Raw genomic sequence first — 21,675 nt, 5'->3', positions numbered from 1 at the left:
TGCTTACTCCTTGATAAGGGCAATCAGTTGCCCGGCCTGTACGACATGGCCGGTCTGACAGCGCAATTCAGTTACGGTTCCGCTACACGGGGCGGGCACATGGATTTCCATTTTCATCGCTTCGCTGATCAGAATGCTGTCGCCAATTTTGACCTGCGCGCCCGGTGCGACTTCGATTTTCCACACCGTGCCCATGGCGGGGGCATAAACCGGCGTAAAGCCTTCCGGCACGGTTTCATCGGTGGCAGCGTCTGCGGTTTCTTCGGCGACGAAACTGTCGAGCCCTTCATCCTGCCAGCGCTGACGCTCGGTATTGAAGGCGGCCTGTTGGCGCGCCTTGAAGCGATCTATGTCGGCGCGATTTTCGGCAATGAATTTCTGATAGCCCGCCAGTGTGAATTTGGCCGGTTCAATGCGTAAGGGGTACTGACCATGAACAAAGGCTTCGCGTGCTTCCAACAGTTCTTCACCGGACACCGGATAAAACCGGATCTGATCGAAGAAACGTAGCAGCCAGGGCTTGGCAAAGGCCTCGGTTTTGCGCCAGCGGTTCCACATCTGGATGGTACGGCCGAACAACTGATAGCCACCGGGGCCTTCCATGCCATAGATGCACATATAGGCCCCACCGATGCCGACGGCATTTTCCGGCGTCCAGGTCCGGGCGGGATTGTATTTCGTCGTCACCAGCCGGTGGCGCGGATCCAGCGGGGTGGCCACTGGCGCGCCGAGATAGACATCGCCCAACCCCAGCACCAGATAGGAGGCGTCAAAGATGATCTTCTGAACCTCCTCAATACTGCCAAGGCCATTGATGCGGCGAATGAACTCGATATTCGACGGGCACCAGGGCGCGTTGGGCCGCACCAGCTCCTGATATTTGCGCATGGCAAGCTGGGCCTGCTCGTCATTCCACGACAGCGGCAGGTGAACGATGCGGCTGTCGATTTCCACCGTATGCGGATCGGGTAACGCCTCGGTGATTTCGGTCAGGGCGTCCAGTAAGCTGTCTTCGCGCCATACGGTATCGTCGTAATGGATCTGCAAGGAACGGATGCCGGGCGTCAGATCGATCATGCCGGGCAGGGCGCGGTGGCGGATTTCCGCCACCAGTTGATGCACACGCAGGCGGTTGCCGAAATCAATCGCCATCGGGCCATATTCGATCAGAATATTGTCATCGCCCGAACGGCGATAAACGATGTCGGTATCGCTGTGCTGGCGGCGAAGAATATCCGTGGACGGAATGCTGCGCACAGGTGGCAGGCTGCCCCCCTGAGGCATCGCCTTGGCGGCGGTGATGTCGATCAGGCGAAAATGAACCGTGTCGCCGGGTTTAAGCTGACCGAGTTTCCATAAATCGGCCTTGGCCACCGCAGCGGGGCAGACAAAGCCGCCCAGGCTGGGACCATCGGGGCCGAGCAGAATGGGCATGTCGCCGGTAAAGTCGATCGCACCGACGGCATAGGCGTTATCGTGAATGTTGGAGGGGTGCAGACCGGCCTCGCCGCCATCGGCGCGGGCCCAGCGCGGCGTCGGTCCGATCAGGCGGACCCCGGTGCGGGCGCTGTTGAAATGCACCTCATAGCGGCTGGAAAACAGATCTTCGATATCCTCGGGCGCGAAGAAGGTCGGCGCGCCATGCGGGCCATAGAGTACGGCGATATCCCAGTCATGGCTCAGGACGGGCCGCTCGGCAGCGCCCGGCTGTAGTGGGGCTTGTGCCGCGATGTCGGATGCGATGGCCAGTGTATCGCCCGCCTTGAGCACGCCCGTGGCGTGACCGCCGAAACCACCCAGCGCAAAGGTGGCACGCGAACCAAGATAGAGCGGGGCGTCGAAGCCGCCACGCACCGCCAGATAGCTGCGCATGCCAGCGCCCGCAATGGCCCCGATGCTGAGGGTTTGACCGGCCCTGACGGTGATCTGCTGCCAATAGGGTATCGGTGCGCCGTCCAGCGTCGCTTTCATTTCCGCGCCACCCAGTGCAATCACTGTATCGGCGCCAAAGCGTAAGGTCGGACCGTTCAGCGTGCATTCAAGGGTTGCGGCATGTTCGCTGTTGCCGACGATGCGGTTTACCAGACGGTGCGAATAATCGTCCATCGGGCCCGATGGCGGAATGCCGACATCCCAATAACCCAGTCGGCCGGGCCAGTCCTGCAAAGTCGACAGCGCCCCCGGTGCAACGACGTCAATGCCGGGGCTGAGGAATTGGTGTTCTTTCAGGGTTGCGGTTATGGCATGGCCGGAGGAAAATTCCGGCAGGGCCAGAATATCGCGCAAATAGGCCAGATTGGTCTGTATGCCCCAGACGGCGCTGCTTTGCAGCGCAGCCTGCATTTTTTGCAGCGCCTCGGTGCGGCTGGCGCCTTTGACGATGATCTTGGCCAGCATGGGGTCGTAAAACGGCGAAACCTCGGTGCCGGTTTCAATCCAGCTTTCGACGCGGGCATCTTCGGGCAATTTCAGTGCGGTAATGGTACCGGCCGAGGGGCGGAAATTTTGTGCCGGGTTCTCTGCATACAGACGAACCTCGATTGCCGCGCCCTGCACGGTCAGGCTGTCTTGTGCGGGCAGGGTAAAGTCGCCCGCGGCCTGACGGATCATCCATTCGACCAGATCAACGCCGAAGACTTCCTCAGTGACGGGATGCTCGACCTGCAGGCGTGTGTTGACTTCAAGGAAATAGGGTTCGCTTCGTTCGACGTCATAGACGAATTCGACCGTTCCGGCCGATGCGTACTGAACGTGGCGGCCGAGCGATACGGCTGCGGCGGAAAGCTTGGCGCGCGTCGCATCGGACAGATTGGGGGCGGGGGTTTCTTCAACCACTTTCTGGTTGCGGCGCTGCAAGGAGCAATCGCGCTGACCAAGGGTGACAATGCCGCCGGTGCCGTCGCCAAAAATCTGCACTTCGATATGGCGGGCGCGGGCGACAAACCGTTCGAGGTAAAGACGGGCATCGCCGAAATTGCCACCCGCCAGCCGGGCGACCGAGGCAAAGCGGTCACGCAGTTCCTCGGCCGTCTGGCAAAGCTGCATGCCGATGCCGCCGCCGCCTGCCGTGCTTTTGAGCATGACGGGATAGCCGATGCGCGCGGCTTCAGCGATCGCCTGATCGGCGTCGGTCAGCAGACCGCTGCCGGGCAGCAGCGGCACGCCGCATCTTTGCGCAATTTCGCGAGCGGTGTGTTTGAGGCCAAAGGCGAGGATCTGTTCGGGGCGGGGGCCGATGAAGGCGATGCCTTCGGCGGCAAGCCGTTCGGCAAAGGCCGTGTTTTCCGACAGAAAGCCATAGCCGGGATGCACGGCCTCGGCACCGGTTGCCTTGGCGGCCGCAACGATCTTGTCAATATCGAGATAGGTTTCTGCCGCCGTGCCGGGACCAAGGCGCACCAGCGTATCGGCCATGCGCATGGTCGGGGTGAAGCGGTCGGCATCGGACGCCACCGCAACCGAGTGAATTCCCATCCGGCGCAGGGTACGGAAGATCCGGCCTGCGATTTCGCCGCGATTGGCGACAAGAACGGTTTTGAACATGGTGCCTCTGCAGGAAATCCGGCCGTGGGCCGGTTTCCTGCAGTCCCTTGCGGTTTATGCCTGGGAACCAGCCTGCCGTCAGGCGGGCGGGTTCCAGATCAGTATACGGATCGGTGTCGGATTGAAGCCGTTGCAGGGATTGTTGACCTGCGGGCAGTTGGAGATCAGGCACATGATATCCATCTCGGCGCGGATTTCGACATAGTCGCCGGGTTTGGATTCTCCGTCGACAATGGCAAGTTCGCCGTTGGGCAACACCGGCACATTCATGAAATAGTTGATGTTGCTGACGATATCGCGCTTGTTCATCGAATATTTGTTGAGTTCGACGAGAAAGTTTTCGCGACAGGCGTGCATGTAGCGCGTCTGGTGGCCAAACCGCACGGTGTTGGCTTCGCAACTGCAGGCCCCGGCCGAGGTGTCGTGATCGCCCGAGGTGTCGGCCACCATGGTCGCCATCAGACTGCCCTCGTTCGACAGCAGACGCGTACCGGTGGTGACATAGGCGGAACCCTGTTCGCCCAGCGTATCCTGTGCGCTGTAGCGTTCATCCGGTTTGCCGACGCAATAGAACAAGGTATCAACCGCCTGCTGACCTTCCAGATCGACAATACGGATATGCTGGCCCTTACGAACAATCCCGGACCAGGGCGTGCGTGACGGCACGACATGGTCGTAGATGGCGTGCCGGGGATCGAGCGGTGACGTGGCGCGTTTATCGGTCATGATCATTCTCCTCACAACTGCGCCAGATAGGCGTCGGTATTTTCAAAGGCGCGCACGGCTTCTTCGGTGGCGTTGCGGCAGGGATCGTCGGCGGTGGCGGCCGGCGAACGCCAGATCTGAAATTTCACCGGTTCGGCCTGCCATGTCTTATTCGGGCTTAAGTGATGTGGGCAGTTGGACAGCGCAACGATAAGGTCCATTTCGGCACGCAGATCGACATAATCGCCTTGTTTAATTGCGCCATCCTGCCAGGCAAAGTTGCCCTCCTTGTCGGTTACCACCGGCGAGAAGAAGCTGATGCAGGGGCCGACATCGCGTGCTGTCAGGCCATGTTTACCCGCCGCCAGGATGAAGTTGTCATGGTTGTTGCGGCGGTAGGTGTCGGCGCCATATTTGCGTTCGCTCGCCGCGCGGGTGGTGGCATTGGCGATGCAGTCGTTGAAGCCGCAGCTATCCTCGGTGATCGAGACCATGGCGCGGCCCATATCGGTCAGCAGCAGCGCCCCGCGTGAAATACGTGCCGTCCATTGCACTTTGACGGTGTCGCCGGGGTTGAAGCGCTCTGAAATGTCGTGGGCATTCCAGAACAGCGCGGCAATGCCATGCGTGGCCTGTTGGTTGATCAGGCGCAGGGTTTGCCCACGGGCAATGTGGCCGGTCCAGTACCAGCCCGGCGGAATGGTATCTTCCAGCGCGATAAGATCTGCCGGAATATTCTGAGGATTGTCGACGTGGCGGGCGGTCGGGCGGGCGGCATTGGCCTGCTGCGCCTGTTCCTTGAGCGCAAAATAGCGCCGACGGTATTCGTCTGGCGTCGCTTCTGTCTGGCTCATGATTCACTCCAAACCTGGTGCCGGGTCGTCCCGGCGCGTTGCGGGCAACCGGGTCGTCCCGGTCGCGAGGGGATTTAACGGCGGCTTTTGCGCCGTCGTTCGGTCGATGGGGCTTCCCCGCTAAAGGGATGAACCTGCGGGATCAGCGCCGCCATCAGATTGACCTTGCCGGATATTACCCCACGACGTGAGATCATTTCGTTGGCAATTGCGTGCAGTTTACTTGCCGGTCCTTGTACAAGCATGACCTCCATGGTCTGATTGTGCGCCAGCGGTACATGCAGCGAGCTGATGACTTCATCGATATATTTGTGCTGCAAATCAGCGATTTTCTTCTGCAAACCCGGCGTCTGGTGATCATAGAATATGGTGATGACACCCGCGACGATGTCGCGCCCGACCTCGCTGCGATAGTCGATCACCGCCTGATAGAGGATTTCGCTGATCGCCTGTGAGCGGCTGGAAAAGCCGCGATCGGTTACCATATGGTCGAGGTCGGTCAGCAGATCGGCCGACATGGACATGCTGATGCGGGTGACGGGGGCGGTTTTGGCCATCATTCAACCTCGTCGGTGATATCGGTCATGCGCGTGACGATGGGGTAGTCCTCCATCTCGGTATCGCGCCCGGCAGACTGATGGATGAGCTGTTCCAGCCGCACCCTTGTCGCGAGAAATTCAGGGCTGATGATCTGATCGGGGGTGCGCGGGCGCGGCACCGGTACTTCAATCAGTTCCTGCACCCGGCCAGGATGGGGCGAGAGCACCAGAATCCGGTCAGCAAGATAGACTGCTTCATCAAGATCATGGGTGATGAAGATGATGGTGATGTCGATCTTGCGCCAGATTTCCAGCAGATGTGCCTGCATCCGGGCGCGGGTCTGGGCGTCCAGTGCACCGAAGGGTTCGTCCATTAAAAGAATGCGCGGCTGATTGGCCAGCGCCCGCACAATGGCAACACGCTGCTTCATGCCGCCGGAAAGCTGATGCGGATAGGTGTCGGCGAATTTTTCCAGACCAACCAGACCAAGCCATTGCAACGCATCGCGCTCGGCAACCGGCGCATCCGCCCCGCCACGGCGCGGGCCGAACATGACGTTCTGCTTGACGGTGAGCCAGGGAAACAGCGTGTAGCCCTGAAACACCATGCCGCGGTCGCGCCCCGGCCCATCGACCGGCGTACCTTTGAGCAAAACCTCGCCGCCGTTTTTTTCTTCCAGCCCGGCAATGATGCGCGCCAGCGTGGACTTGCCGCAACCGGACGGGCCGATGACGCACAAAAACTCACGTCGCTTGGTCTCGAAGCTGATGGCGTCAAGCGCGGTGGTGGTTTTGCCCTGCGCGGTGAAGGTTTTGGTGAGGTTCCTGACCTCTAATATGGTTTCGCGGGCTTTCAGCCGCTCGAACCGCGCACGCACTTCCGGCGTCTGTTCGCGATACTCTGGCAGATCGGTGGATGGCAGCATCAGTTTCCTCCTGCCGTTTTGCGGTCCCAGGGGAACAGGCGGCGACCGATCAGGCCGAGTATGATATCGGTGCCCAGTCCGATGATGCCGATCATCATGATGGCGGCGTAAACGTTGGCAAAATGCTGATAGCGCGCCTGCTGGGTGATGAACCAGGTGATGCCGCTCATGGTGCCGATCAGTTCGGCGACGATCAGATAGGTCCAGGCCCAGCCGAGCAGAATGCGCTGATCGCGATAGAGGTCGGGCAGGATTGACGGCAGCACGACATGGGTAAGCAGTTGCCGCCCGCGGGCACCTAGGGTGAGGGCGGCCTCGATCAGGGCGCCATCAAGCTTGCGCGTGGTGTTGGCGATGATCAAAATTTGCTGAAACAGCGTACCGATGACGATGATGGTGATCTTCGGCCCGTCATAGATGCCGAGGATGGCCACCGCCAGCGCACCAAAGGCCGGTGCCGGCAGATAGCGGAAGAATTCGGTAAAGGGCTCGAACAGGCGTGACACAAAAGGATAGGTGCCGCACAGAACGCCAAGCGGCACGCCGATCAGCGAAGAAATCACGAAGCCCCAGAAAATAATCTTGATACTGTGCCACAGGCTCTGATGCAGCCATTCGCCATCGTCGGTGGCGGGTGGGGTGGTGAAGGCATTGTAGAAGGCGCGTGCCACTTCATCCGGTGCGGGCAGATAAATCGGATTGGCGGCAATGCCGACAGGCGGCGCGCGGTGCGCCGCCTGGGCATCGGTGACTTCCTGTGCGAAGTCCGCCTTGTTCATACGCATATCGACCTGCAGGTAATCGGTCGAACCGGGGTCGGTGATCCGCACCTGCGGGTGCCAGACGGCGGGGACATAGCTGACGATACACCACAGCACCACCGGCAGAAGGAAGGACAAGGCGCCGACGATAAGACGTGCTGTGGGCGTCAGCGGCCGGTGAACCTGAAAGGGTCTGAACGCAGCCATGGAAAAAATCCCCACCTTATACGGTTACTTCAGGGCATCGCGCAGCAGCGAGCCATCGACATAGGAATCGACGTTCTGCGACTTTTTATAAACGCCGTTCTTGATGTTGAAGTCGTTGCCGACGGCCAGCGAGCCATAGATCGAATTAAGCCCCGGTCCCTTGGCGAAGACGGTTTTGGCGGCGGCCGGGCTGATCAGATAGGTGCCCTTGAGCAGCGGTTTATAGGCGGCGGGCGTAAGGCCGACGCGCTTGGACATGATGCGTAAGGCATCATCCTGCGTTTTGGGATCGTTGATGTATTTGACAACGCGGTCCCACACCTTGATCAGCCTCACGTAATCGGCGCGATGGGCGGCAAGGCTGGCCGGGCTGACGTAAAGCGTATCATAGATCAGACCGGGAGCCTGGGCCGAAGTATAGACCGGGCGCGAACCGGGCAGTGATTTCATTGCCATCCCGGCATTGGGCTGCCAGGCGCCGATGGCAGCAACCTGACCGGAGGCCAGCACCTGCGGCGTCTCGTTGGTTTTGGTGTTGACCAGCGTGACATCTTTTTCGCTCATGCCGTTTTGCTTCAGCGCGTTGAGCAGCAGCAGATGTTCGACAAAACCGACTTCGACGCCGATTTTCTTACCCTTGAGCTCTTTGAATGACTTGATGCCCGGTTTGGCGACGATCATATCGTTGCCATTGGAATAATCGGTCAGCAGGACGATGACGCCCTTGCCACCACCTGCGCCGGTGACCAGCGCATCATCGCTGGCGACCAGATCGGCATCGATCTTGCCCGCGGTAAAGGCGTCCATTGATGCGGAATAATCGAACCACTGGAAGTTGACATCAAGCTTGGCGTCTTTCAGCCAGCCCTTGTCGATGGCGACCTGCCAGGCAACCCAGCCCGGCCAGTCACTATAACCGATCTTGAGACCGGCAGCCGCGGCCGGTTGTGCGGCCCCGGCAAACAACGTCACCATTAGCCCGGTGGCAAGGCCTAAACCTAGTTTGCGCAACACGGCGGTTCTCCACTCTGGTAATACTAAAATGGATATCAGTAATACTGTCAGCCGATGTCTACGCAGGAATCGTGCCGGAACCAGCACCCAAAATTGTTCCAAAAAATCAACAATGCTGCAGATGGTGCATATCCGTCTTTGTACGCTTTATGTGCGGCATGCATTGTTTTTGGGCTTCCCCCCTTTGGGTTATCGAAGTGCCGCTGTTATGCCGCGCTGGTCCCCCCCCACGTAAATTAAGGGGGGATCCGGTTGCGCTTTGAAGGGGGGGGCTTCAGAAAAGCGAGGCGGTATGGGGTTAATAAGATCTAAAATATATCTCTACCTGGTCGGGCACATCCCGGTGGTGGGAACAGCTTTGGCGGTGTTCTAACCCCAGCCCTGCGGCCGGGTGGATCTGCGCCTGATAGCGGGCGTGATGGCTTTGGGCCATCTGTTACGCGCGCTTACGCACAAGGCGCATCCCCCTCTTATAAAAGCAGCTTACGCTGTGACGTTGACTTTGTTGCTGCTTTTCACGGCTACGGCAGATTCTTTGCCGGTGGTTTGTTCGGTGGCTTTGACGGCGGCAGATTCCGTCCGTTCATCCGAGGCTTTGGCCTGCTGGGTGACGGGGACCTGATAGCGGGTGGCGGCGGCACCGATGGTGGATAAGGCTGTCATTGTTGCGCTCCTGTTGGGTTGAAGCCAGTTTAAGGTCTCGCGCGTTAACAGAGCGCCAAGAGGCGTGGTTAAATCCTCCGCCATAAATCCTTGAAAATTTTAAAATATGGGCTACGGGAGCATGTTCCCTACCGTCGAGCAAGACTGGGGCATAAGATAACGAACAGTCCTTCGACGCGGATGTACGGTTGATGCTACATCCCCAAGTTCTATTCTCTCATACTCTATTGACAGTTTGAATATAGACTATAGTAAAGTTGGTTGCTCTGCTGCAATTTTAAGGCGTTCTGTCTGTTTTGTATCTCGAAAGAATGTATAATATGCTGGCTCGCCAACTCTTCGGAGTAGGTTGGCTATTATCTCTATGGCCTGTTCAATGACACTTACTCGCTGATCCAGTGGGGTGTCCTTGCCTATCAGAGAACAAAGCATCAAAATATGGAATGCTCCATATGTAACAAAGGTATTATCTGTTCTGGAAATTCCTCTTATTCGAATTTCATCAGAGATAAACCGCCTTTTTTCTTCAATTAAATCATACCATGATAATGCTTGAACAATATCTTCTGTTGAAGCTGACGCAAATATTTTTTGGTAAGAGTCTGTAAAAATACTGTCAGAATCGCGCTTTGCTCGTGCTGGATCATGATGTGTGTATGACAATATTAGTTGTCCTGCCAGCAGTGCGTCTAGTTTTCGACCAGATCTATAGTGGCTGTCGAAATTTCCGCGCTTTCGTAAATAGACAATCCCGCGCTCCGCGAGCTCCCGTTCGATCCGACGTTGTGCGTCATCATTTGCACATAAATCTCTTGGGTTAATTCTATTTTGGTTGTTTGTTGAGATCGAAATTTTTGCAATAAGATCCGGATCGTCAGTTTCAAATATCCTGAATAGGACAGATAGATAATCGAATTTTTCAAAATCCGGATAGTAATCTTTCATCGCATCAAAGATAGCAGAACAGGTTTGCGCACCGTTGACGATTGACATTCTTTTTATCCCAACTTTGGGTGTGTCAGTTCCCGTTCGCATAACCTTGCACTGTGTGCCAACTATTGTAATGCCGTTATTAAACGAAGCAAAGTGTCTGTTCTCACTTGAAGCGGCAGTACGAAAAATCTCTTTATTTACCGGGTTATCTAGCCCAAGGAATCCACGCACATTCATGTCAAATAGTGAATAATCAACTTTACGCTCATCCCCTATGTCCTTTATTAAATCATAGAGTTGTCTAGCTGATATATAGCCGACGAAGCTGCGCAATTCTGAAGAACCAAACTCAAGTACGCCAGTGTCGCGTGCATAAAATATATGACTTGATCTTCTGCTATGTGCGTCAATACAAAAATCTACGTATTCTTTGAGATGAAACTGACAAATGGTTACATCTCGTTTATTTAGAGCATCTTCTATAGGCGATAACTCATGAGCAACACAAGGCTGTCCGTTGCTAATTAGCCAGAGCTTAAATTCAGGAAAATCACGATCTTGCAGATCACGTATCTCAAGAATCTTCTGCTCTAACCGAGGGTTGGAAACCTTGGAAAGGTCGATATTTCTATCCCCCAGTATTTCAAGAAACCGAATTACTTTTTCTGCCCCTGAACTCTTAAATGGATTTTTAGCTTTACGCTCACTTGTGTGAAATTTTGACTGGAAAAGATGCACTACAGGCTGTTCAGTTCGGCGGTCAATAAAGATGGCGTCAACCCCGCAGTCATTTCCGCCATCTGTAAAAGCCTCTACAATTTCGAACTGCTCACGGTAAAATCTGTGAGCCAAAAAAAGATAAACAAGACTTTGATCTTGGTGTTCGATTAGCCCATCCGAGACTAGGTTTTTCACCCGCTTACTAAGGCGCTCAAAATGCTCTGGATCGAATGAGTTTTCAGACACGCGAATCTCCTTTGTAAGGTGAGGATATGTCTATCTAGTCTCTAATCACAACTTAATGGATAGTGCATGAGCCATTTCTGTCATTCCCGGCGAGAACGGATCGGAAGATCCGTTTGAGGTAAGGCAAACCAGTTGCCACCCATGGCATATCCCATCAGAAAGAAACGGTGCCTTTGTGTTGTGGTTTCTGGGTGTGTGAAGACCTGGGTCCCCTTCCCTCAGGCTCGCTTTACACTCGCCTTCGCCGGGGATGACAATCTGAGGGGGGCATGCGAAGTTCTCCTCCTCCGCAAAGCGGGGGAGGTGTCAGGACCGGCGTTAAGCCGGGAATGACGGTGGGGGCGGTGTTGCCGCATGCTGAAAAGCCTCCATACTCTTACCATGACCGGTCGCAGAAGCGGCCATCACGTTACAAGCATGAGGATCGAGGGGCGGTGAGGCTTGGGGCTTTTGGCCCCGCTGCCGTTGCCGCCATAGATTTGTGGCGGCACGAGGGTTTCGCGCCGCCACATCCTTTATTCCCATAAAATAACGATAAATCTTACTTTGCGACCTGATCATAGAAATGGATCAGGTCACCGCGCATCTTGGCCAGCGCTTCCGGGCGGACATAGACCATGTGGCCGGATTCATAATAGGCGAAGCTGAGATTCTTGCGCCGTTCGGGGTCCAGCCGCATATGGCCCAGATCATATTCGGTGCCGAAGAACGGCGTTGCCATATCGTAATAGCCGTTGAGCGACAGCACTTTTAAATGCGGGTTCTGGCGCATCGCTGATGCCAGATCGAGTGCGGTGTTCGCCGTCGACATCGGGCCATAACCGCCATCGGGGCCTTTGTGCTTCATATCCCAGGCAGCGAAGACCTCCTCGTAAAAGTTCGGGCGATATTTGAGCTGGGTTTTATAACCCAGCGTGCCAAACAGATAGGTGTTGACCGCCGCGATATAGGCGCCGCTGATCGCCGCATCGGCCGCATCATATTCCGGGTTTTCGCCCGCCGTATCGATGTCGGTGCCGGTGAAGCGGGAATCGAGCCGCCCGACGGTTTTTCCTTCGTCGCGCATCAGTTCTTTGGTAAAGCGGCCCAGATCAATGCGCAGCTTAGCCTTTAGAATAAAGGCTTTGGGCAGGCCGGTATAGGCCGCCAGCTTTTCGGCCACGGCATCTTTTTCCGCATCGTCGATGGCGTCACCCTTGGCCAGTGCCGTCAGATAGGGCCCCGCTGCAAAGGCGCGCACCTCTTTCAGGAACGGCTCCAGCGCCGCCGGTTTGTTGGCCAGCTTGTTGTGGTACCAGGCGGTGGCGGCGAAACTCGGCAGATATTCGACATAGGTCAGATCGTTGCCGGGCAGGTCCGCCGCCATGTTGAGATAGGACGACAGCAGGATCACGCCGTTGAGATAGGCCCCGCGTTCCTGCAGCGCCAGACTAAGCCCCGCCGCGCGCGTGGTGCCATAGCTTTCGCCGAGCAGGAATTTCGGACTGTTCCAGCGGTTGTTGAGCGTGAGATAGCGGGTGATGGCATCGGCGAAGACTTTGATATCCTGATCGACGCCCCAGAAATCTTTGCCCTCGGCCTTGCCCAGCGGGCGCGACAGCCCGGTGCCCATGGCGTCGATAAAGACCAGATCGGTTTTATCGAGCAGGCTCTTGTTGTTCGGCACAATGTTGAATGGGGCGGGACCTGCGGGCTGGTCGGTTGGGGTGCTGACCCGCACCGGACCAAACGATCCCATATGCAGCCACAGGCTGGAGGAGCCGGGCCCCCCGTTGAACAGGAACGTCACCGGGCGATGTTTTTCACCCGCCACGGTATAGGCAACATAGAACATGCTGGCCGTCGGCTCGCCCTTGTCGTTGCGGATGGTCAGCGTGCCCGGTGTGGCGACATAGTCGACGCTGTGCCCGTCGATGGTGACCGAGCCATGTTTGGGCTGGGCCTGTTCCTCGACCGGTGCTTTGACGGTGTCTTTGTCGGTGGCTTTGTCGGTTGCGTCCTTGTCGGCGGCGGGTGGGGCATCGGCAAAAGCCGGTGTGGCCAGCCCCGCGCCAAGGCCCGCGCCCAGCAGCAGGCATAATGTGGCAGAAAGCGTCTGTGTTCTGTTCATAATCGGTTTCTGTGTGGTTTTTTTGATGGATTGTTGTGCGGTGTCGGCGGATTATTCTGCGGTGCTGATAAAAGCAGTAATATCGTTGCGCAATTTTTGGCGCATATCGGGCCGCAGATAGGCCATGTGACCGGATTCATAATAGGCGAAACTCAGATTCTTGCGCTGGGCCGGGTCCAGCTCCATATGCGCCAGATCATACTCGGTGATGAAGAACGGCGTCGCCATGTCGTAGTAGCCGTTGAGGGATAGCACTTTTAAATGCGGGTTGCGCCGCATCGCCGCGCCCAGGTCAACCGCGGTGTTGGCAACCGGCATCGGGCCATAGCCGCCAAAGCCCGGGGCCTTGTGCTGCCAGTCCCATTTGAAGTCTTTGTCGCGGGCACTGAGGTTATAGGTGAGCTCGGTTTTATAGCCTAAGGTGGCGAACAGATAGTTGTTGATAGCCGCGACATAGGCCCCGCTGACCGCATCATCCGACGGATCGGATTCCGGGTGCTCGCCAGCCTCGTCGGTATCAACGCCGGTAAAGCGGGTGTCGTAACGGCCCAGGGTTTTGCCTTCGTCGCGTAGCAGTTCCTTGCGGAAGCGGCCCAGCTCGACACGAAGTTTTGCCTTTAAAATGAAGGCTTTAGACAATCCGGTATAGGCGGCCAGTTTTTCCGCCACGGCATCGCGTTCGGCATCGGGCAGGGTATCGCCCTTGGCCAGCGCGGTCAGATACGGCCCGGCGGCAAAGGCCCGCACTTCGTCGAGGAAAGGCTTTAACGCCGCCGGTTTGTTGGCCAGCTTGTTGTGATACCAGGCGGTGGCGGCATAGCTCGGCAGATAGCCGACATAGATATTGTCATAGCCCGGTGTGCGAATGCCGTAATTGAGGATCGACGACAGCAGGATCACGCCGTTCAGGTTGGCCCCGCGCTCCTGCAGGGCAAGGCTAAGCCCCGCTGCGCGCAGCGTGCCATAGCTTTCACCCAGCACGAATTTGGGGCTGTTCCAGCGATTGTTGATGGTGAGATAGCGTACGATGCCATCGGCAAATGCGTTGATGTCCTGATCAACGCCGAAGAAATCTGCGCCTTTGGTCTTGCCCAGCGTGCGTGAAAAGCCGGTACCGATGGCGTCCAGAAATACCAGATCGGTTTTGTCGAGCAGGCTCTGATCGTTCGGTGTGATGTTGAACGGTGCCGGGCCGGTTGCATCCGCCGTCGGGGTGTTGACGCGAAGGGGGCCGAACGAGCCCATGTGCAGCCACAGGCTGGCCGAGCCGGGGCCGCCATTGAACAGGAACGTCACCGGGCGGTGCTTTTCGCCCGCCACCGTATAGGCAACATAGAACATGCTGGCGGTCGGTTCGCCCTTGGCGTTGCGGATGGTCAGCGTGCCGGGCGTCACCTTGTAATCAATCGTTTTGCCTGCAATTGCTACGCTGCCATGCTGGGGGTGGGCCTGTTCGGCCACCGGGGCTTTGATGACATCCTTATCGTCCGCCTTGTCTTTGCTGTCGCTGGCGGGTGGTTTTTCGTCGGCGGCAAGGGCGGCGGGGGCCGCTGCAGCAAATGTCAGCGCAAGGGCGAGGGGGAGGGCGTGAAGGCGGATCATCATCTGTCCTGTGTGTTAGTCGGGCGCGCCTGATACGCGCGTTAAAGATCGCTGGTGGGACTGTAGCATTGCCGGTATGTGGCGCTACGGTCGCCAGCATTGCGGGCGGAGAAAATCCCGCAGATGTGTTCGGCGTTTTGGGGCGGGTTGCGCTCTGGCAAAATGGTTTGCCTGCTGATTGGGCAATTGGCTGACACATTAAGCGGTGGGGTGATCTGCGGCAGTAGTCGTGACGATGCTGCCACAGAATCTGTCTGGCCCAATGTTGTGTATCCCCCCGGATTCGGAAGCACCGTCTGTGGCCGGTTTTGTCGTGATTGCACAAACATTGCAGCGCTCTGTTGCTTATTTAATCAATTTTGGGGCGGGTATGATGGTCTGTTACGCTTAGGTTGTGTGTTGTGGTCATTCGCGATAGTTCGGCAAGCGATTGGGGCCATTTAAGCCTTGCACGCGCCCCGGTTCTTACCTTGGATAGTGTGATCGACGGTCTACCGTATACGATTTTGGGGAAGCTACAGTCTTGGACGACCTCGCGTCAATCATGAGTTTCATTGGAGGGAATGCGTGACTATGCCTTTTTGGAACCGGTGCAAGCCACTGAGTACTTCGGCCCGCCAAAGTGACAGCCAGCAGCTTAAACGGACACTGACCGGGCGGCACCTGATTACCATGGGCGTGGGGGCTATTGTCGGCACTGGCATTTATACCCTGACCGGTATTGGTGCCGGGCTGGCAGGGCCGGGGGTCATCCTGTCGTTTCTGCTCTGCGGCGTGATCTGTACCTGCGCGGCGCTGTGCTATGCCGAGATGGCAACGCTGATCCCCACGGCGGGCAGCGCGTATACTTATACATATAGTGTGTTGGGCGAGCTGCTTGCGTGGATCGTCGGCTGGAGCCTGATCCTCGAATATACCGTGGCGGCGTCGGCGGTGGCCGTCGGCTGGTCGGGCTATGTTTCCGCCTTCATTCACACGGCGGGCTGGGCGGTGCCGGACTGGCTGCTGCATGGTGCCATGTCGGGCGGGGTGATCGATCTGCCTGCGGTGCTGATCACCATGGTGGTAGCCGGTCTGTTGATCGTCGGCACGCGGGAAAGCGCCTTTGTCACCATGCTGCTGGTGGCCATTAAATTGCTGGCGCTGCTTCTGTTCGTGGTTCTGGCGCTGCGCGGTTTCAATGCCGCAAATTTTCACCCCTTTCTGCCCTTTGGCATTAGTGTCCGCGTCGGCGCTGATGGCGTTAAACGCGGTGTGCTGGCGGCTGCGGCGCTGATCTTCTTTGCTTTTTATGGTTTCGATGCGGTCTCGACCGCGGCTGAGGAAACCAAGAACCCGTCGCGGGATTTAAAGGTCGGTATTCTCGGCTCGATGGCGCTGTCGACCACGATTTATATTCTGGTGGCGCTGGCGGCGCTGGGGGCGTCTTATTACAGCGTGTTCTCGCGTTCCAGTGCGCCTTTGTCCTTCATCCTGAACACCCTGCACAATCCGTTTGCGGCGCAGCTGGTCTCTGCGGCGGCAATTATTGCCCTGCCCAGTGTGGTCGTGGTGCTGATGTATGGCCAAAGCCGCATCTTCTTCGCCATGGCCCGCGATGGTTTGCTGCCGCACCGTTTGTCGGTGGTTCATGCGGACAGCGGCACGCCGATCCTGATGACCATCGTGACCGGCGTTATTGTGGCGGTATTGGCGGGAACCTTACGGCTGGACGAGATCGCGCTTCTGGCCAATGCGGGCACCTTGTGCGCCTTCATCGCGGTGGCGTTTTGCGTGCTGGTGGTACGGTTGCGTAACCATCGCTTACTGGGCAGTTTCCGCACCCCGCTACCTTGGGTGGTGGCGCCGTTCTGTATCGTCGGCTGTGGCTATCTCTTCGTCACCGGCCTGCCCAACATTACCCAGCTGTGGTTTGTCAGCTGGAATGCCATCGGTCTGGTGATTTACTTTGCTTACAGCGTCCGTACCTCGCTGCTGGCGCGGCAGACTATACCTGCGCCAGCAGCCGGGGAAGGCTGATTTAAAACCGCTGTGCCGGTTACCTTAAAACCTTTCGAGGTCAAAGGGTGCAACCGGCACGGCGGGCTTGTTTCCCAGCACCAGATCGGTGACGATTTCGGCGGTTACCGGGGCCAGCGTCAGACCAAGATGCTGATGGCCGAAGGCATAGAACAGATTGGGGGCCCGGCGGCTTTGGCCAATGGCGGGCAGATAATCCGGCAGCGTCGGGCGCGAGCCCATCCATTCGCTGACCGGGCGGTCCAGACCAAAGCCGATATCGCGCACATTGCGCAGCAATTGTTCCCATTTGCGCGGATCGGCCTTGCGCCCCGGTGTCGCGTATTCGACGTAACCGGCGGCGCGCACCGTGTCGGCGAACCGCGTCAGGATCATGGCGTAATCTTCAAACACCACTGGCGGTAGATTGGCGGGCCAGTCACCGGCGGCAAACTGAATGTGATAACCGCGTTCGGCAACCATCGGGACATGATAGCCCAACTGTGCCATCAGCGGTTTGGCGGCAACGCCTGCGGTGATCACCACCTTATCGGCGCTCAGCTTGCGGCCATCTTCCAGCACCACCGACACCTGTCCGCCTTCATGGGGCAGGGCGCGAACCCGCGCCGGGATGAAGCTGCCACCGCCCTGCAGAAAACGGGCATGGATCGCGTCAAATAAAGTATTGGGATCATGAATCTGACCGGTGCCTTCGCAGTGGACCCCATCAACGATTTTACGCCGGGTCAGGGCCTGCAACTGTTGCAGTTCCTCGGCCGTGGCGTTGCGAACCAGGGCGGTGCCGACATCGGCGCTGAACCAATGTTTTTTACCGGCCGCTGCCGTGTTTTGCGAACACCAGACAATGTAATGCCCGGTGCGATGGATCAGCTCTGGTTTGCCAAGCTGTTCGGTAACACGCAGCCAAGCGGGCATGGCATCGGCAAGCAGTGCCTTCAGTGCGGCTTTGCCTGCATTATGGCGATGGGGTAATGCGGCGGCCATCAGGCGCAGCGAAAAGGGCAGCCATGTCGCCGCGGCGGTCAGTGGCAACGATAGGCCACCTTCCATCGTAAGTAGTCGGCGTGGGGCCTGACGCATGACCGAGAAGGAGGCCAGCGGAGCAATCTGTTCGACGGCAATATGTCCGGCATTGCCCCACGATGCGGGGCGTTGTGGCGATGGTTCGTCCACCACCGTCACCGATAACCCCACTTCCTGCAATCTTAACGCTGTCGCCATCCCGACGGCCCCGCCGCCGACGACTATTGCTTGCTCCATATTCACTCATCCCCTTCACGAAGCATTGAATTGGTAGTTATTATACCGTATACGTTTTCTTCGGCAATGGAGGTTTTATATGGTGTCGATGCATTTGTGGAATGGCGTTTATCCAGCGGCGACCACGCAATTTGATGAGAATCTGGCCGTTGATATTACGGCGACCCAAAAGGGATTACAGGCACTGGTGGATGACGGTGTCGATGGTTTGATTCTGCTTGGAACCTGCGGCGAAAATAATTCGCTCGAACCCGACGAAAAGCGTGCGGTTCTGACCGCAGCCTGTGCGGCGGTCGGAGGCAAGTTGCCGCTGGTCGCAGGGATTTCTGAACTGACGACCACGCGCGCTGTGCAGTACGCCAAGGATGCCGAGAAAATCGGCGTTTCGGCGCTGATGCTGCTGCCGGCCATGGTCTATGTGCCGACGGAAGATGAATTGTTCGAGCATTTCAAGCAGGTTGCCGCGGCAACGTCGCTGCCGATCATGCTGTATAATAATCCCACCGCCTATCGCGTCAGCATCAGCATGGAGCTGCTGGGGCGCGTGGCGGATATTCCAAACATCGTCGCGGTAAAAGAAAGCACGGCGGATACCCGCCGCTTCACCGATCTGAAGAATGCTTTCGGCACGCGGTTCACGCTGATGGCCGGGCTTGATGATGTGTCGCTGGAAGGTCTCCTGTTGGGGGCTACCGGGTGGGTTTCCGGTCTGACCAGTGCGTTCCCCAAAGAGTCGGTGGCAATCGTCAAGGCGCTGAAAGAAGGGCGCGTCGAAGACGCCCTGGCAATCTATCGCTGGTTCATGCCGCTACTGCATCTGGATGCCGCACATGATCTGGTGCAGTCGATCAAGCTGGCCGAAGAAATTATGGGCCGTGGCAGCGAATGCGTGCGTATGCCCCGCCTGCCGCTTAGTGGAGACCGCCGGGCAGAAGTCATCGCCATGGTCGAAAAGGCGGCGGCAACCGCACCCTTCAGTACCAAAGCGGCGGCAAAGGTTGCATAATCCGATTATCTGATTGTCAGGAAAGACCGTTGTTGAATGCGAAATACCTTTTTTTGCATTGACGGGCACACAGCAGGTAACCCCGTCCGGCTCGTCGCCGGCGGGGCACCGCTGCTGCGTGGCGCCAATATGGCAGAACGGCGTATCGATTTTTTAGAGCGCTTTGACTGGATCCGCACCGGGCTGTGTTTCGAGCCGCGCGGCCATGACATGATGTCGGGTGGCTTTCTGTATCCGCCCACCCGTGAAGATACCGATGTCGGTATTTTGTTTATCGAGACCAGTGGCTGTCTGCCGATGTGCGGCCATGGCACCATCGGCATGATTACCTTCGGGCTGGAGCATGGCCTGATCACGCCGCGCACCGAAGGACATTTGAAAGTCGAGGTTCCGGCTGGCGTGATCGACATCGACTATGAAACCGAAGGCGACAAGGTCGTCTGGGTGCGTATCCACAATGTCCCGGCCTTTGTCGCCAGAACGGGGTTGTGCGTTGATGTTCCCGGTATTGGGCCGCTGACCATGGATGTGTCCTATGGCGGCAATTTCTATGCGATTATCGAGCCTCAGGCCAATTACCGGGGGCTGGATGCCATGAGCGCTGAGGAGATCAAGCAGAAAAGCCGTGCGGTGCGGGCTGCGGTGGCCGCTGTGTATGATCCGGTTCATCCGCTGGATGCCCGGATACATGGCGTGCATCATATTCTGTGGGCCGATAAACCGAAAAGTGCCGGGGCCGACGGGCGTAATGCCGTGTTTTATGGTGATGCCGCGATTGACCGCAGTCCTTGCGGCACCGGGACCTCGGCACGGCTGGCCCATCTGGCGGCCAAAGGCGTGCTCAAGGTGGGCGAGCGCTTCGTGCATGAAAGTTATATTTGCAGCCGCTTCATTGGTCGGGTGGAATCTGTCACGGATGTGGCAGGTACGCCGGCCATCATTCCTTCTATTCAGGGCTCGGCCATTACGACCGGGTTCAATACGATCTGGATCGACCGGGCCGATACCTTCGCCCATGGCTTTTCAGTTGTGTGAGGCATCATGACGGAAACAGTTTCTCTTTCTCATCACATCGCGGGCCGTGCGGTTGCGGGCCCAATTGGTTTCGAGCAGCCCAATCCGGCCAATCCGGATGATCTGCGGGTCGTTGGGCCAGAGGGCAATGCCGCACTGACTGCTGAAGCCGTCGCCGCGGCTGAAGCGGCGGTGGCGCCGCTTTATGAGCTGGGCGTTGAAAAGCGCGCCGATGCCCTGGCCTTTATCGGCCGTAAGCTGATGGCCAATGTTGCGGATCTAGCGCTTCTGATGGCGCGGGAAACCGGCAAGACCCTTGGTGATGCCAAAGGCGAGACCATGCGGGCGGCGCGCCTGTTCGATTTTTTTGCCGGGGAAACCTTACGTAATGCGGGTGAGATCTTTGCCTCGACCCGCAAGGGTGCCACAGTCGAAGTAACCCATGATCCGCTGGGTGTGGTTGCCGCCATCACACCGTGGAATTTCCCGATTGCTATTCCGGCCTGGAAGATTGCCCCGGCGATTGCCTTTGGCAATGCGGTGGTGTGGAAGCCGTCGGAATATTCTTCGGCCATCGCGGCGGCGCTGATGGACATCATTGCCGAATCCGGTCTGCCGTCCGGGACGGTGAATATGATTTTGGGGGCAGGGCAGGCCGGTGCGGCGCTGTGCGGGGCCAATGGCATCAATGCCGTCAGCTTTACCGGCTCGGTGGCAACCGGTGACAAGGTCAAGATGGGGGCAGCCCAGCGCGGTCAGCGCATGCAGCTCGAAATGGGCGGCGTCAATGGTCTGATCGTTTTGGCCGACGCCGATTTTGATCTGGCGGTGGAATGTGCCGTCAATGGCGCTTTCTATGCGGCGGGCGAACGCTGCACGGCGACCTCGCGCATCATCGTCGAAGACGCCATTGCCGATAAATTTGTTGCGGCGCTGGTGCAACGTCTGGCCCAGCTTAAAGTTGGCGATCCGCTGGCCCCGGCGACACAGATCGGTCCGTTGGTGTCGATGAAGCAGAAGGACAGTATTGTCCGTCAGGTCGCGGCGGTTGAAGCCACCGGGCTTGTGCCGCTGGCTGGTGGCACCAAGGCGGTGATGCCCCATGCCTTCTTTGCGCCGACACTGTTTGACCATGTGCCGGTCGACAATCTGCTCAATGCCGAGGAGATTTTTGCCCCTGTGGCCGGGGTCTTCCGCGTCGGCAGCTTCGAGGAAGCCCTGTCGGTGCTGAATGCACCCAGCTATACCCTGTCGGCGGGGATCTGCACGGCGTCGCTGAAATATGCCACGGCCTTCAAGCGGCAGGCGCGGGCCGGGGTTACCATGGTCAATCTGCCAACGGCGGGGATCGATTATCACGCCCCGTTCGGCGGGGTTGGTCGGTCCAGCTATGGCCCGCGCGAACAGGGCCGGGCAGCCCGGGAATTCTATACGGTGTTGCGGACCTGCTACCAAAGCCCCGGCTGATCACGGATGGGTGGTGGCGGTTTTTGCCACCACCGTACCTCCTGTCTAGCCTGAAACCTCGACAGCGTCGGGCGAAGCGGACTAAA

General features: G+C 57.8%; 16 protein-coding genes. 4 read left to right on the top strand and 12 right to left on the bottom strand.

The annotated features are described in order from the left end of the window. Positions 1-3 precede the first annotated feature (3 nt). The 11 genes from uca to ACZ5RI_RS12305 all read right to left on the bottom strand — a co-directional run bounded on the left by uca (position 4) and on the right by ACZ5RI_RS12305 (position 14,823). Positions 4-3,543, bottom strand: a complete 3,540-nt coding sequence (gene uca / locus ACZ5RI_RS12355; protein WP_464513515.1) for an urea carboxylase — start codon at positions 3,541-3,543, stop codon at positions 4-6. Between the two features lie 78 nt (positions 3,544-3,621). Then, positions 3,622-4,269: an urea amidolyase associated protein UAAP2 gene (locus tag ACZ5RI_RS12350; RefSeq protein WP_464513514.1), complete on the bottom strand. Its 648-nt coding sequence runs from the start codon at positions 4,267-4,269 to the stop codon at positions 3,622-3,624. An 11-nt stretch (positions 4,270-4,280) separates the two neighbouring features. Next, positions 4,281-5,102: an urea amidolyase associated protein UAAP1 gene (locus ACZ5RI_RS12345; RefSeq protein ID WP_464513513.1), complete on the bottom strand. Its 822-nt coding sequence runs from the start codon at positions 5,100-5,102 to the stop codon at positions 4,281-4,283. A gap of 74 nt (positions 5,103-5,176) precedes the next feature. Next, positions 5,177-5,662 carry a nickel-responsive transcriptional regulator NikR gene (gene nikR / locus ACZ5RI_RS12340; protein WP_464513512.1) on the bottom strand — a complete coding sequence of 162 codons (486 nt, stop codon included), beginning with the start codon at positions 5,660-5,662 and terminating at the stop codon, positions 5,177-5,179. Beyond that, positions 5,659-6,567, bottom strand: a complete 909-nt coding sequence (locus ACZ5RI_RS12335) for an ABC transporter ATP-binding protein (RefSeq protein ID WP_464513511.1) — start codon at positions 6,565-6,567, stop codon at positions 5,659-5,661. Before ACZ5RI_RS12335 ends, nikR begins: the two co-directional genes overlap by 4 nt. After that, positions 6,567-7,535, bottom strand: a complete 969-nt coding sequence (locus tag ACZ5RI_RS12330) for an ABC transporter permease (RefSeq protein ID WP_464513510.1) — start codon at positions 7,533-7,535, stop codon at positions 6,567-6,569. Before ACZ5RI_RS12330 ends, ACZ5RI_RS12335 begins: the two co-directional genes overlap by 1 nt. Positions 7,536-7,559: 24 nt before the next feature. Continuing rightward, complete coding sequence (locus tag ACZ5RI_RS12325; protein ID WP_464515599.1) at positions 7,560-8,510, bottom strand: ABC transporter substrate-binding protein; 951 nt, start codon at positions 8,508-8,510, stop codon at positions 7,560-7,562. 522 nt (positions 8,511-9,032) lie between these two features. Continuing rightward, positions 9,033-9,212: a hypothetical protein gene (locus tag ACZ5RI_RS12320; protein WP_464513509.1), complete on the bottom strand. Its 180-nt coding sequence runs from the start codon at positions 9,210-9,212 to the stop codon at positions 9,033-9,035. 246 nt (positions 9,213-9,458) lie between these two features. Beyond that, on the bottom strand, positions 9,459-11,111 hold the full coding sequence (locus ACZ5RI_RS12315; protein ID WP_464513508.1) for an AIPR family protein: 1,653 nt from the start codon (positions 11,109-11,111) through the stop codon (positions 9,459-9,461). A 541-nt stretch (positions 11,112-11,652) separates the two neighbouring features. Beyond that, complete coding sequence (locus ACZ5RI_RS12310) at positions 11,653-13,221, bottom strand: S10 family peptidase (protein ID WP_464513507.1); 1,569 nt, start codon at positions 13,219-13,221, stop codon at positions 11,653-11,655. A gap of 51 nt (positions 13,222-13,272) precedes the next feature. Continuing rightward, positions 13,273-14,823, bottom strand: a complete 1,551-nt coding sequence (locus tag ACZ5RI_RS12305; protein ID WP_464515598.1) for a S10 family peptidase — start codon at positions 14,821-14,823, stop codon at positions 13,273-13,275. 573 nt (positions 14,824-15,396) lie between these two features. Here ACZ5RI_RS12305 and ACZ5RI_RS12300 point away from each other — a divergent pair. Continuing rightward, on the top strand, positions 15,397-16,842 hold the full coding sequence (locus tag ACZ5RI_RS12300) for an amino acid permease (RefSeq protein ID WP_464515597.1): 1,446 nt from the start codon (positions 15,397-15,399) through the stop codon (positions 16,840-16,842). A gap of 24 nt (positions 16,843-16,866) precedes the next feature. Here ACZ5RI_RS12300 and ACZ5RI_RS12295 read toward each other — a convergent pair whose 3' ends face one another. Then, entirely contained in the window at positions 16,867-18,102 is a 1,236-nt protein-coding gene (locus tag ACZ5RI_RS12295; RefSeq protein WP_464513506.1) for an NAD(P)/FAD-dependent oxidoreductase, read from the bottom strand. A gap of 79 nt (positions 18,103-18,181) precedes the next feature. Between ACZ5RI_RS12295 and ACZ5RI_RS12290 the strand changes: the two genes are divergently transcribed. Genes ACZ5RI_RS12290 through ACZ5RI_RS12280 form a run of 3 tightly spaced genes read left to right on the top strand, consistent with a single transcriptional unit; the run spans position 18,182 to position 21,589 of the window. Then, positions 18,182-19,108 carry a dihydrodipicolinate synthase family protein gene (locus ACZ5RI_RS12290; protein ID WP_464513505.1) on the top strand — a complete coding sequence of 309 codons (927 nt, stop codon included), beginning with the start codon at positions 18,182-18,184 and terminating at the stop codon, positions 19,106-19,108. A 36-nt stretch (positions 19,109-19,144) separates the two neighbouring features. Beyond that, positions 19,145-20,143: a 4-hydroxyproline epimerase gene (locus ACZ5RI_RS12285; protein ID WP_464513504.1), complete on the top strand. Its 999-nt coding sequence runs from the start codon at positions 19,145-19,147 to the stop codon at positions 20,141-20,143. A 6-nt stretch (positions 20,144-20,149) separates the two neighbouring features. Next, positions 20,150-21,589: an aldehyde dehydrogenase family protein gene (locus tag ACZ5RI_RS12280; protein ID WP_464513503.1), complete on the top strand. Its 1,440-nt coding sequence runs from the start codon at positions 20,150-20,152 to the stop codon at positions 21,587-21,589. Positions 21,590-21,675: the final 86 nt, after the last annotated feature.

It is taken from the genome of Micropepsis pineolensis (assembly GCF_055392125.1).
This window is presented reverse-complemented; position numbering and strand designations above follow the sequence as displayed.

Bases quoted from the DNA above. Each gene is read 5' to 3' on its own strand.
- uca (WP_464513515.1), bottom strand. From the start codon at position 3,543: ATGTTCAAAACCGTTCTTGTCGCCAATCGCGGCGAAATCGCAGGCCGG.
- ACZ5RI_RS12350 (WP_464513514.1), bottom strand. From the start codon at position 4,269: ATGACCGATAAACGCGCCACGTCACCGCTCGATCCCCGGCACGCCATC.
- ACZ5RI_RS12345 (WP_464513513.1), bottom strand. From the start codon at position 5,102: ATGAGCCAGACAGAAGCGACGCCAGACGAATACCGTCGGCGCTATTTT.
- nikR (WP_464513512.1), bottom strand. From the start codon at position 5,662: ATGATGGCCAAAACCGCCCCCGTCACCCGCATCAGCATGTCCATGTCG.
- ACZ5RI_RS12335 (WP_464513511.1), bottom strand. From the start codon at position 6,567: ATGCTGCCATCCACCGATCTGCCAGAGTATCGCGAACAGACGCCGGAA.
- ACZ5RI_RS12330 (WP_464513510.1), bottom strand. From the start codon at position 7,535: ATGGCTGCGTTCAGACCCTTTCAGGTTCACCGGCCGCTGACGCCCACA.
- ACZ5RI_RS12325 (WP_464515599.1), bottom strand. From the start codon at position 8,510: ATGGTGACGTTGTTTGCCGGGGCCGCACAACCGGCCGCGGCTGCCGGT.
- ACZ5RI_RS12320 (WP_464513509.1), bottom strand. From the start codon at position 9,212: ATGACAGCCTTATCCACCATCGGTGCCGCCGCCACCCGCTATCAGGTC.
- ACZ5RI_RS12310 (WP_464513507.1), bottom strand. From the start codon at position 13,221: ATGAACAGAACACAGACGCTTTCTGCCACATTATGCCTGCTGCTGGGC.
- ACZ5RI_RS12305 (WP_464515598.1), bottom strand. From the start codon at position 14,823: ATGATCCGCCTTCACGCCCTCCCCCTCGCCCTTGCGCTGACATTTGCT.
- ACZ5RI_RS12300 (WP_464515597.1), top strand. From the start codon at position 15,397: ATGCCTTTTTGGAACCGGTGCAAGCCACTGAGTACTTCGGCCCGCCAA.
- ACZ5RI_RS12295 (WP_464513506.1), bottom strand. From the start codon at position 18,102: ATGGAGCAAGCAATAGTCGTCGGCGGCGGGGCCGTCGGGATGGCGACA.
- ACZ5RI_RS12290 (WP_464513505.1), top strand. From the start codon at position 18,182: ATGGTGTCGATGCATTTGTGGAATGGCGTTTATCCAGCGGCGACCACG.
- ACZ5RI_RS12285 (WP_464513504.1), top strand. From the start codon at position 19,145: ATGCGAAATACCTTTTTTTGCATTGACGGGCACACAGCAGGTAACCCC.
- ACZ5RI_RS12280 (WP_464513503.1), top strand. From the start codon at position 20,150: ATGACGGAAACAGTTTCTCTTTCTCATCACATCGCGGGCCGTGCGGTT.